Source organism: Amycolatopsis sp. NPDC058278 (genome assembly GCF_042881395.1).
Classification (GTDB): Bacteria; Actinomycetota; Actinomycetes; order Mycobacteriales; family Pseudonocardiaceae; genus Amycolatopsis.
Window position 1 is genome coordinate 1 of sequence record NZ_JBHVXZ010000209.1, and the last position, 10,562, is coordinate 10,562.

12 protein-coding genes are annotated in these 10,562 nt (G+C 71.3%); 4 read left to right on the forward strand and 8 right to left on the reverse strand.

Annotated features, from left to right (window positions below; translation table 11 throughout):
• Positions 1–101 precede the first annotated feature (101 nt).
• From ACFVYA_RS48120 to ACFVYA_RS48130, 3 genes are all read right to left on the reverse strand, one after another.
• On the reverse strand, positions 102–683 hold the full coding sequence (locus ACFVYA_RS48120; RefSeq protein ID WP_387055139.1) for a hypothetical protein: 582 nt from the start codon (positions 681–683) through the stop codon (positions 102–104).
• A 289-nt stretch (positions 684–972) separates the two neighbouring features.
• On the reverse strand, positions 973–2,406 hold the full coding sequence (locus ACFVYA_RS48125) for an LCP family protein (RefSeq protein WP_387055141.1): 1,434 nt from the start codon (positions 2,404–2,406) through the stop codon (positions 973–975).
• A gap of 51 nt (positions 2,407–2,457) precedes the next feature.
• Entirely contained in the window at positions 2,458–3,207 is a 750-nt protein-coding gene (locus ACFVYA_RS48130) for an SDR family NAD(P)-dependent oxidoreductase (RefSeq protein ID WP_387055143.1), read from the reverse strand.
• Positions 3,208–3,318: 111 nt separating this feature from the next.
• Here ACFVYA_RS48130 and ACFVYA_RS48135 point away from each other — a divergent pair, with 111 nt between their 5' ends.
• Complete coding sequence (locus tag ACFVYA_RS48135; RefSeq protein WP_387055145.1) at positions 3,319–3,495, forward strand: RICIN domain-containing protein; 177 nt, start codon at positions 3,319–3,321, stop codon at positions 3,493–3,495.
• Between the two features lie 44 nt (positions 3,496–3,539).
• Here the strand turns inward: ACFVYA_RS48135 and ACFVYA_RS48140 are convergent, their stop codons facing one another.
• The gene (locus ACFVYA_RS48140; protein ID WP_014467512.1) at positions 3,540–3,665 is read right to left on the reverse strand and encodes a hypothetical protein; all 126 of its coding nucleotides are present in this window, start codon (positions 3,663–3,665) and stop codon (positions 3,540–3,542) included.
• Positions 3,665–5,014 carry an OFA family MFS transporter gene (locus tag ACFVYA_RS48145; RefSeq protein ID WP_285985181.1) on the reverse strand — a complete coding sequence of 450 codons (1,350 nt, stop codon included), beginning with the start codon at positions 5,012–5,014 and terminating at the stop codon, positions 3,665–3,667. The genes ACFVYA_RS48140 and ACFVYA_RS48145 overlap by 1 nt, the downstream gene beginning before the upstream one ends.
• A gap of 102 nt (positions 5,015–5,116) precedes the next feature.
• On the opposite strand from ACFVYA_RS48145, the gene fdhD reads away from it, so the two are divergent.
• Positions 5,117–5,941, forward strand: coding sequence for a formate dehydrogenase accessory sulfurtransferase FdhD (gene fdhD, locus ACFVYA_RS48150; protein WP_285985182.1), 825 nt, complete (start codon positions 5,117–5,119; stop codon positions 5,939–5,941).
• On the opposite strand, the gene ACFVYA_RS48155 is transcribed toward fdhD, so the two are convergent.
• Positions 5,938–7,377, reverse strand: coding sequence for a carotenoid oxygenase family protein (locus ACFVYA_RS48155; RefSeq protein ID WP_285985183.1), 1,440 nt, complete (start codon positions 7,375–7,377; stop codon positions 5,938–5,940). The genes fdhD and ACFVYA_RS48155 overlap by 4 nt on opposite strands.
• A gap of 71 nt (positions 7,378–7,448) precedes the next feature.
• Between ACFVYA_RS48155 and ACFVYA_RS48160 the strand changes: the two genes are divergently transcribed.
• Both ACFVYA_RS48160 and ACFVYA_RS48165 read left to right on the forward strand, forming a co-directional pair.
• Positions 7,449–8,156 (forward strand): TetR/AcrR family transcriptional regulator, encoded by a 708-nt coding sequence (locus ACFVYA_RS48160; RefSeq protein WP_387055148.1) that lies wholly within the window; start codon positions 7,449–7,451, stop codon positions 8,154–8,156.
• Positions 8,157–8,233: 77 nt separating this feature from the next.
• On the forward strand, positions 8,234–9,187 hold the full coding sequence (locus ACFVYA_RS48165) for an alpha/beta hydrolase (protein WP_387055150.1): 954 nt from the start codon (positions 8,234–8,236) through the stop codon (positions 9,185–9,187).
• A gap of 11 nt (positions 9,188–9,198) precedes the next feature.
• On the opposite strand, the gene ACFVYA_RS48170 is transcribed toward ACFVYA_RS48165, so the two are convergent.
• Positions 9,199–10,122, reverse strand: a complete 924-nt coding sequence (locus tag ACFVYA_RS48170) for an anti-sigma factor RsbA family regulatory protein (protein ID WP_387055152.1) — start codon at positions 10,120–10,122, stop codon at positions 9,199–9,201.
• A gap of 53 nt (positions 10,123–10,175) precedes the next feature.
• The coding region (locus ACFVYA_RS48175; protein WP_387055154.1) for a hypothetical protein at positions 10,176–10,562 on the reverse strand (387 nt) is incomplete at its 5' end.

A 10,562-nucleotide genomic window follows, 5' to 3' on the forward strand; every position in this document is an offset into this window, starting at 1 on the left:
GCGGCGTACTTCCCGGAGGCGAACGCGCTGGTGCCGCTGGACTCGGTCGCCGACAAGTCGAACACGCCGGTGTCGAAGGCGATCGTCGTGCGGCTCGAACCTCAGCCCTGATAGTCCCGCCGCAGCGTGCCGGTCATGTCCGTGACCACGGCCTGCACGTCGTCCAGCGTCGCGGCCGGGATCAGCGCGGCCTCGGTGCCGCCGTCGGCGATGGCCAGGCCGAGCACGACGTTCCCGGTGCGCACGGCGGCCCACTGCTCGGAGAACCCGGCCTCGTCGCCGACTCCGGTGGCGAGCCGGACACCCGAGTGGTCGCCGAGGGCGTCGGTCATCAGCTGGCTGGCCTTGGTGGCGGCTTCGTCCGCGTCGGACTGCGTGAAGCGCACGACGGCGATCGTGACGAGCCGGTAGTCCTGGAGATTGGGCCGGCCGCCGCCCAGGTCACGCGCGAACAGGCGGCGGCAGGTGGTGACCTCGTTGTCGTCGCTGGCGTGGTCGTCGGGGATGACCTTGGACTCGGCGGCCTTCACCGAGTCGACCGGCATCTCGACGGTCTTGGGCGCGAGTTGCGCCTGCGTGTTCGGCCCTGGCAGCCGGCAGGCGTCGATCGCGCCCGGGTAGTGCACCGAAGCGGACGCCGACTGGCACCCGGCACAAAGAACGGCTGAAGCGAGGACGGGCAAGATCCACCCACCCCGGGCGACACTGCTGCGCATAAATCCCGGACTTTCCGTATTCCCTGAAATTGAGTTTCCAAGATCGCCCACCGATCGGGTGAACTTTCGCCCGCCACGTGGTCCTGCCCGCGCCGACGGTCACCGCACCCTGCCTCACCAGTGCGGCAGCGTCAAGACCACTGACCCGGGTGGTCCGCTGTGGTCCAGTCGGGACGATCCTCGCGGGAATTCCCCGCGCATTTCAGGGATTCGACGGAAAATCCGGAACTCCGCCGTCGATCAATTCACCCGCCGGTCAGTTGACACAAACGACGCCGTTCGAAGTGATCGGCTCGTCCGCGGCGCCCGCGGGAGCGCCACCGCCGGCGGACACACCGGGGCCGGAATAGACCGTGCCGAGCACCACCTCGATGTGCCCGGCCGGCACCGACGCGGACTGCTGCGTCGTCAGCCCGCCCAGCAGCTTCGCCACCTCGGCGCCGCGCTCGGCCAGGGCGGGACCGAAGCGGACCAGCGACGTCCGCCGGGTGTCCGAGTTGCCGGTCGCGCGCGCCGTGAACCCCTTGTCCCGCAGGACCGCCGCCACGCGGGTCGCGAGCCCCTCCTTCGGGCCCGCGTTGGAGACGTCGACGGTGACCGGGGCGGCCGGGTTGGCCGGGTTGGCCGGCGCACTGGAGGCCGCCGGGGCCGCGCTGTCGATCAGGCTCGCCGCGAAGGCCTTCACCGCCGCCGGGTCGACCTGCACCGCCGTCGCCTTGGGGTTCGCCGGGTCGTAGCGGTAGTCGACGTTGCCGACCGGGATCGTCGCGAACTGGATCCCGCCGCCGCTGACCCCGCGCATCTGCCCGACGAAGTCGAGGAGGTTCCACGAGTCGTCCAGCACCACCGAGCGCTTCACCGCGTCGATCAGGTCCGAAAGCTTCCCCGGATCGGCCAGCGTGCCCGCCGAGAGCACCTGCCTGGCCAGCCCGGCGAGGAACACCTGCTGGCGCCGGACGCGGGCGAGGTCGGTGCCCGGGAGGCCGTCACGCTGCCGGACGAAGGCGAGCGCGTCCGCCCCCGCGACGCGCTGCGGCCCGGCCTGGAAGTCCGCGCCCGAGTTCTTGTCCTTGGTGGCTTCCTTCAGGCAGACCTCGACCCCGCCGATGGCCTTGCTGATTTCGTAGAAGCTGAGCAGGTTGACCTCGGCGAAGTGGTCGATCTTCACGCCGGTGAGGTCCTCGACCGCCTGGCGCGTCGCGCGCCGCCCGGCGGTGAGCGCGCCCTGGTTGATCTTCGCTTTGTCGGTCTCGCCCGTCCTGCGCAGCCGCCCCGCCTCGGCCGCCTTCGCCCGCCCGAACGCGGCGTTGATCTTGCCCTTCCCGCCCGCCATCGAGACGTAGCTGTCCCGCGGGATGGAAAACGCTTTCACCTCTTTGGTGCCGTTCGGGATCCGCAGCACGATCAGGGTGTCGGTGAGGTCGTCACCGTTGGCGCCGGCCCGCAGCTCGCGCAGCACCTCGGGCGCCAGCGGCTTGCCCTGGTTGTCCTCGCGCGCGTCCCGGCCGACCAGGAGGATGTCGAGCGAGCCGTCGGCCGGCTGCTCCCCCGGCTTCGTCTCGCCGTCCGCGTCGATCACGCTGTCGCGCGACACCTCGTCGAGAGCGCGGAGGTTCGTGTAGCCGTACGCGGTGCCGCCCAGCACGACGAGGGCCAGCCCGGCGACGACGATCTTCCCCAGTGGATGCACGCCCCTCCGGACGCCTGAACGCCGGGAGCCGCTGCACGAGTGAGATTCAGGTCACATCCGCAGGTGCGAAGCTCCGTTGAGGTCGAGGATCGCGCCGGAGGCCCAGGTCGCTTCGGCCGAGGCCAAGTAGACGACGGCCGCGGCCACCTCCTCGGGCGTGCCGACCCGCCCGAACGGGCTCTGCGCGCGCAGGGCGTCGTCGATCCGGTCGGCGACGCGCTCGGTGGCGGTGAAGCCGGGCGCCACCGACGTCACGGAGATGCCGTGGGGTGCGAGGGAGACGGCGAGCGACTGCCCGAACGCGTGCAACGCGGCCTTGCTCGCGCCGTACGCGGGGTGGTCCGGCTCGCCCTTGAACGCCCCGCGCGACCCGACGTTGACGATCCGGCCCGGCGCACCGCGCCCGATCAGGTGCCGGGCGACGCAGTAGCTGAGGTTCGCGGCGCCGACGAGGTTGACGTCGACGGTCCGCCGCCAGATCCGCTGCCAGTCCGCATAGGACACGCCGGTCACGGGGTGCGCGGTCTCGGCCGACGTCGCGACGGCGGCGTTGTTGACCAGCACGTCGACGCCGCCGAGCCCGGCTTCGGCCGCGTCGGCGATCTTCCGCGCCGCCTCGGGGTCGGCGAGGTCACCGCCGATGAGCACGTGCCCCTCACCGGGGAGCGCTTTCACCGTCTCTTCGGCGTCCGCGGCCCGACGTCCATAGTGGACTGCGATCCGGTCTCCGCGTGCCGCGAAGGCGAGCGCCACGGCCCGGCCGATGCCGCGGGAAGCCCCGGTGACGAGAACACCACGCACAGCACTCCTTCCGATCGCCCGGGGCCATGCTCCCACGGACGACGTTCGGCGCAGCGCACTGGCCGGAGCGGAGCAGTCCCCGCGACCGGAACGTGAGCAGTGGGTGAAGCCGTGACCGGTCCCGCCGAAGCGGCGACTTACCGCAACATCCTCAACAACAACAGCGGGCACTGCCTATCGGTCGAGGGCGGCGGCAGCACGAGCGACGGTGCCAACGCGATCCAGTGGACCTGCAACGGCGGGGCCGAGCAGTACTGGACCTTCCGCGACGCGATCATCGAGGCCTGACGCCGGTGGCGCCCGGTGCCGCCGCACCGGGCGCCGCGGGCGCTTCAGCCGAACAGCTGGACCAGCTTCAGGAACAGCTGGTAGACGCCGTACCCGAACGGGAGCACCACCCACGCCCAGGCCAGCACGATCAGCGGCACCCGGTTGGGCTTCGTCGACGGTTCGCTCATCACGCTTCACTCCTCACGGCCTCGGGGACCGGCTCGTGGTACTTCTCCTTGACCGGGCGCACCAGCTCGTTGGCCACGAAACCGACGACGAGCAAGCCGATCATGATGAAGAACGACGTCGTGTACAGGTCCGGGCCGGACTTGCCCGCCGCCTTCTCGCCGTCGGCGATGCGGTTGACGATCAGCGGGCCGAGCACGCCCGCCACCGACCACGCCGTGAGCAGGCGGCCGTGGATCGCGCCCACCTGGTAGGTGCCGAAGAGGTCCTTCAGGTACGCCGGGACCGTCGCGAACCCGCCGCCGTAGAACGACAGGATCACCATCGCGCACAGGATGAACACGAGCTTCGACGAGTTCTGCGTCAGCGCGATCACCAGGTACAGCAGCGCGCCGACGCCGAGGTAGGTGCGGTAGATGTTCTTGCGGCCGACCAGGTCCGAAGTGGACGACCAGACGAACCGGCCGAGCATGTTGCACAGCGACAGCAGCGCGACGAACCCCGCCGCCGAGGCCACGCCGACCGGGGTCGACGTGCCCTTGAAGAAGTCCTGGATCATCGGCGACGCCTTCTCCAGGATGCCGATGCCCGCGGTGACGTTGAAGCACAGGACCACCCACAAGCACCAGAACTGCGGCGTCTTGATCGCGTTGGCGGCCGAGACGTTCGCCGTGCTGATCATCGCCGTGCCGTGGTCGGTCTTCGGCTCCCAGCCCGCCGGCTTCCAGTCGTCGGCCGGCACGCGCACGAGCAGCCAGCCCATCGACATGAACACCGCGTAGACGAGGCCGTGGATCAGGAACGCCGTCGCGATGGTGCCCGTCGTCGGCGAGGTGCCCAGCATCGACGACGACCACGGCGAGGCGATCAGCGCGCCGCCGCCGAAGCCCATGATGGCGATGCCGGTGGCCATGCCCGGCCGGTCCGGGAACCACTTGATCAGCGTCGACACCGGGGAGATGTAGCCGATGCCCAGCCCGACGCCACCGATGCCGCCGTAGCCGAGGACGACCAGCCAGAACTGGCCGGTCGCCACGCCGAGCGCGGAGATGAGGAATCCGCTGGCGAAGCAGCACATCGACACGAACATCGCCCAGCGCGGGCCGTTCTTCTCGACGAGCGTGCCGCCGAACGCCGCGGAGAGCCCCAGCATGACGATGCCGAGTTGGAACGGCAGCGAGCTCTGCGTGCCGTTGAGGTGCAGCGTCTTCTCGAGCGGGGTCTTGAAGACGCTCCACGCGTAGGCCTGCCCGATCGACAGGTGCACCGAGAGGGCCGCCGGCGGCACCAGCCAGCGCGTCCAGCTCGGCGGGGCCACGATCCGGGATCGGTCCAGGAAGCCGAGAGCCATCGGTTCCCTCCGTATTCTGGGGATGATGGAGGGAATGTATTACTAAATACCCGGTGTTGCACCATACGAGTGTCGAACTTTCGGGCAGCGAAAGGTGTGCTGATGGGCAGGGTGACCGTGCGCAGGCCGGTGCGGCGGATTTCCGCGACCGGGGACCGGCGCCGCGTCGACGCGCTGGCGGCCGAAGAGCCCCTGGAGCTGCGGGTCGGCGGCCGGGCGCTGGCGGTCACGATGCGCACACCCGGCCACGACGTCGAGCTGGCCCACGGCTTCCTGCTGTCCGAAGGCGTCATCGGCGGCCGAACCGACATCGCGGTCGCCCGCTACTGCGACGGCGTCGACGACCAGGGCCGCAACACCTACAACGTGCTGGACATCGCGCTGGCCGACGGCGTCCCGCCGCCGGACACCGGCGTCGAGCGCAACTTCTACACCACCTCGTCGTGCGGCGTCTGCGGCAAGGCCGCGCTGGACGCGGTCAAGCTCCGCACCCGCTTCTCCCCCGCCTCGGCCGCCTTCGCGGTGAAGAGCGAGACGTTGTCGGGCCTGCCGGACGCGCTGCGCGCCCGGCAGAAGGTGTTCGCCAGCACCGGCGGCCTGCACGCGGCGGCCCTGTTCACCCCGGACGGCGAACTCGCCGTGGTCCGCGAGGACGTCGGCCGGCACAACGCGGTGGACAAGGTGCTGGGCTGGGCGGTCCTCGAAGACCGGATCCCGGCACCCGGCCACGGTCTCCTGGTGTCCGGGCGCGCGTCGTTCGAGCTGGTCCAGAAGGCCGCGATGGCGGGCATCGGGCTGCTGGCCGCGGTCTCGGCACCGTCGTCACTGGCGGTGGAGCTGGCCGAGGAGAACGGCATGACCCTGGTCGGCTTCCTCCGCGGCGACTCGATGAACCTCTACACCGGTGACCACCGCATCCTGACCTAAACCGAGGCGACCCAGTTGCCGTGGAAGCCGTTGGGCACGCGGTCCGGCAGGTGGATCGCGGCCACCGTCTCCAGCGTGCCGGCGTCCAAGATCGTCAGGTCGCTGCGCCGGGTCGCCGGGTCGAACACGAAGCCCATCAGGACGCCGTCGTCCTCCGCCGCGTCGTCGTGGCGGGGGACGAACACGAACTCGCCCGGCTGGCGGCCCGCGCCGAACGCGCGCTCGTGCCGCGCGCCCGTGTGGAAGTCGTGCTTGTACAGCGAGCCACCGGGCTCCGCGCCACCGTCGGCCGACATCGCGTAGCCGTAGCGGTGGCGGCGGCCGATCAGGCGCTCGTCCACGCGCGGGAACTCCTGGCCGCGGTCGTCGAGGCGCTCCTCGAGCACCTTGCCCGCGGCCAGGTCGACCGTCCAGCGGTCCAGGGTCGGGCCGCCCTCGTCCGGGCCGTGCAGCTCGCGGTCGAACATCTTCGGGTGGCGGACGACGTCCAGCACCACGCTGTCGCCGTCGTCGTAGGCGTTGAGCGGGTGGAAGACGTAGCACGGCTCGACGTCGAACCACCGGACGTCCCGGTTGCCGCCCGCGCGCGGCATCACGCCGATCCGCGCCGGGTACTTCGGGTTCCAGCGGTAGGGCAGGCCGCCGTTCGCGCCGATCTTGCCGGCCATCATCGCGGTCACCGGGTCCGGCACGCGGACCTTGCCGACCATGGCCGACACGACCAGCTTCGCCGGCGTGCGCAGCGCGGCCGGCACGCTGGCGGCGACCGCCATCTCGGCGTTGAACGTCACCGGCAGGTCGTAGAAGACGACGTGGTTCTCGGTCAGCGAGAAGTCGTGCATCATCGGCGACCCGGTGACCTCGATGTCGACCGTGCGGCGGGCGCGGCCGGCCGCGTCGATCACCGAGTACTGGACCTTGTTCCCCATGCCGAAGAAGTACGAGACGGCGTGCAGCTCGCCGGTGCGCGGGTCGCGCTTGGGGTGGGCGGTGTAGCCGCCGGGCAGCGTGCCGTCGAAGTCGCAGCGGCCGACGGTGTCGAGCTCGTCGGTCAGCTCGTAGATCGGCGCGCCCGCCTCGACCAGGGCGAGGGTCTTGCCCGCGTGGCCGATGACGTTGGTGTTGGCGCCGAGCGCGTCCAGCCCGCAGAACCGGCTCGCGTCTTCGCCGTTCAGCGCCGCCGCCACGGCGGGGTTGCGCACCCAGCGGTTGCGGTACCACTCGGCCTTCCCGTCGCGCAGCCGCACGCCGTGGACCATGCCGTCGCCCATGAACCAGTGGTAGGCCGCCGGATCCACCTCGGACAGCGGATTCGGGCCGTTGCGCAGGTACCGGCCGTCGAGGAATTCCGGAATCCGCCCGGTGACGGCGAGGCCGGTGATCGTGTGCTCCCGGCTGACCGGAGCGAAGTTGCCTTCGAGGAACTTGTTGCCCATGTGACCCCTCCACGGTTGCTATAACTTGGTTATACAACCAGGTATAACAGGGTTATGGGATACTGGCAAGCATGAGCCCCAAACCGCGCGCGACCGACGTCAAAGCCCGGCTCGTGGAGGCCGCCATCCGGCTGCTCGACGAGAACGGCCCCGAAGCCCTGCAGGCCCGCAAGCTGGCGGCGGAGGTCGGTGCCTCGACGATGGCGGTCTACACGCACTTCGGCGGCATGGCCGCGCTGGTCGACGAGGTCGCGCGCGCCGGCTTCCTGCGCCTGTCGGCGTGGCTGGCCGAGGTCGGGGAGACCGACGACCCGGTGGCCGACATCTTCAGCCTGGCCCGCACCTACCGGCAGGCGGTCGCCGAGCAGCCGCAGCTGTTCGCGGTGACGTTCGGCCAGTCCGCCCCCGGCGGCAAGCGGGCGACGCTGTCCGACCTCACCACCCCGGAAGGCCGCGAAGCCGCCCAGGAGGGGCTGGAGGCGTTCGCCCACATCGTCCGGGCGGCCGCGCGCGCCATCGCGGCCGGCCGGTTCCGGCCCGCGGACGAGTACCAGGCGGCCGCCCAGCTCTGGAGTGCGCTGCACGGATTCGTCACACTGGAGGCGTCGGGGCACTTCGGCCCCGGTGAACAGGGCATAGACCACATTTTGATCCCCCTCGGGATCACCATGGCGGTGGGTCTCGGGGACACTGTGGACGAAGCCGGGCGCTCGGCCGAGGCGGCGCGGGCGGCTTGGCGGGCGAGGAACGGAAACGCCGGGCAGGGTGAGAACGAATAACCCGGTGAACGCGGACGCGAGGGAACGCGGAGCGGGTGCGCGGCGTCCTTATGAGGGGGCAGGGGGACGGAGACAGGGTGAACGAGCAAAACGAGGACGCGGAACCGGCCGGGGCGGTCGTCGAGGCGGTCCAGGGGGCCCGGCGGTGGCTCAGCCGCCGGTCGGTGCTGGTCGCGGGCGCGTCCGGGCTGGCCGTGACCGGGCTGGCCGTCGGCACCGCGACCGGCAAGCTGCCGTTCAGCCAGGCCCTGCAGCGGACCGTCGGCGTGACGTCGTCGAACCCGACGACCCAGCTGGGCAGCACGCGCGTCGAGCGCGTCTATTCCGCCGCGCGCGGCCGGATGGTCGACCTGGTGTTCATCCTGCCGTCGAAGACCCCGCCGAAGGGGCTGCCGATGTCGCTCGCGCTGCACGGCCTGCACGGCAACGCCCGCAGCGCCGTGCCCACCGGCACGCTCAAGCAGCTCGCCAGCGACGTCGCTCGCAAGGCGGTCCCGGCGTTCGGCTTCGTGGCCGTCGACGGCGGCGACAACTACTGGCACCAGGTGCACCCCGGCGACGACCCGATGGCCATGCTGCTGGAGGAGGTCCCGCAGTGGCTGCGGGCCCGCGGCTTCGCCGGCCCGACGGGGCTGCCGTTCGCCTGCACGGGCATGTCGATGGGCGGCTTCGGCGCGCTGGTGTACACGCGCCGCCGGGTCGAGCGGCGTCAGCCGCCCGCCGCCGTCGCGACGCTGGCCCCGGCGCTGATCACGTCGTGGCCGGAGATGGCCAAGCGGCACATCTTCACCGGGATCCAGGACTGGACGGCCCTCGACCCGCTGCGGCACATCGACGAGACCAAGAGCGTGGCCAACGGCATCTGGTGCGGCACGGAGGACTCGTTCATCACCGGCGTCCGCCGCTACATCGACGCGGCCCACCCGGCGGTCGCGCACACCGCCCACGGCAAGCACGGCGACTCGTTCAACCGCACGGCGGTGCCGAGCCTGATCAGTTTCCTCGGCAAGCACGTCCCCCGCGCCGACTGACCACGGCCGGGTCAGCGGGTGAAGTGGATGCGGGTGGTCGTGCGGCCCGGCACCCAGTAGGTGCGGACCAGGTCGGCCAGGCGGTTGACCAGCAGGAGGCCGCGGCCGCCCAGGGTGGTCGCCGACGGCGGGATGCGGCCGGCCAGGGGCTCGGCGATCGTGCCGTCGTCGCTGACCTCGCCGACCACCTGTGACGCCTCCGACCACAGCCGCAGCACGCCGGTGCCGCCGCCGTAGAGGACGCTGTTCGTCGTCAGCTCGGCGATCGCCAGCGCGAAATCGTCGCGGCGGGGGCGGCGCAGGCCGTGGCGGGCCGCCCAGATCTCCGCGAAGCCGCGCAGCGACGCCAGCTGCCCGATGTCGAACCGGCGCTCGACCGCGCCCGGCGGCGGCTCGAGCGGCCGCGTGAAGTCCGCCCGGACGCCGTCGGGGTCGAAGCGCGGGCTGGTGAACGGCCCGGCCAGGCCCCACAGCTCCGGGTGGGTCCGCTCGGCGTCGGCCAGGACCGCCGGCGGCAGCTCCCCGACGTCGTACGGGCAGAGCACCGCCAGGTCACGCCCCGCGAAGGCGTTGTTGATGAGAGCTTCGTGCACGACGCACGCCGGGTACTCCGAGTCCGTGCGGCCGGCCCAGATCGGCTCGCCCACGATGCGCACCGGACGGCCGGCGTGCTCACCGACGAAGGCGTGCAGCACCGACGGCAGGATGGCACCGGGATTGCGGCCCGCCCGCTGCATGTCGATCAACCGGACGTCGCCGGCCCGGTCTTCCAGGGCCTTCTCGACCAGCAGCACGTTGCGGCCGGGGACGGCGACAGCCGCGGGTTCTCCCTGGTCGAGACCTTCGAGGAGGAACGGGAGGACACCGTCCAGGTACTCGGTGTCGCCGCGATAGAAGAGTGCCGGATGCCGAAACGGTCTGAGGGCATCTACCACAGAGATTTCATACCCAATCCGCGACGGCTTCAAACCCTACGGACGTCGGGAATTCACTCCACCCAGCGGCCGACGACGGCGATCAGCCAGAAGCCGACGATGGTCGCCACCGCGAACAGCAGGACCCAGTTGAACAGCTGACGCCGCTCGGTCACGCCGCGGGCCTGCCGCAGCCCGTACGCCGCGACGACGAACAACGGCACGGGGATCAGCGGCAACGGCGACAGCCGGGACACGACGGCGACGACGCACGTACCGGTGAACACGGCCAGCATGCCCATCAGCACCCGGTGCAGCCACGGGCACCGGTCGGCGACGGACGCGATCACGCGCTCGCTCAGCTCACGGAACCCCAGGACCGGCCCGGCCGGGGTGCTCCCGGCGGGTGACCGGGGCCGGGGCTCCCCCGCGGTGACCCCGACGCCCCGAGCAGGCCCGCA

Excerpts from the sequence above, each read along its gene's own strand:
- ACFVYA_RS48140 (WP_014467512.1), bottom strand. The coding sequence starts at position 3,665 with ATGAGCGAACCGTCGACGAAGCCCAACCGGGTGCCGCTGATCGTGCTG.
- ACFVYA_RS48145 (WP_285985181.1), bottom strand. The coding sequence starts at position 5,014 with ATGGCTCTCGGCTTCCTGGACCGATCCCGGATCGTGGCCCCGCCGAGC.
- fdhD (WP_285985182.1), top strand. The coding sequence starts at position 5,117 with ATGGGCAGGGTGACCGTGCGCAGGCCGGTGCGGCGGATTTCCGCGACC.
- ACFVYA_RS48155 (WP_285985183.1), bottom strand. The coding sequence starts at position 7,377 with ATGGGCAACAAGTTCCTCGAAGGCAACTTCGCTCCGGTCAGCCGGGAG.
- ACFVYA_RS48160 (WP_387055148.1), top strand. The coding sequence starts at position 7,449 with ATGAGCCCCAAACCGCGCGCGACCGACGTCAAAGCCCGGCTCGTGGAG.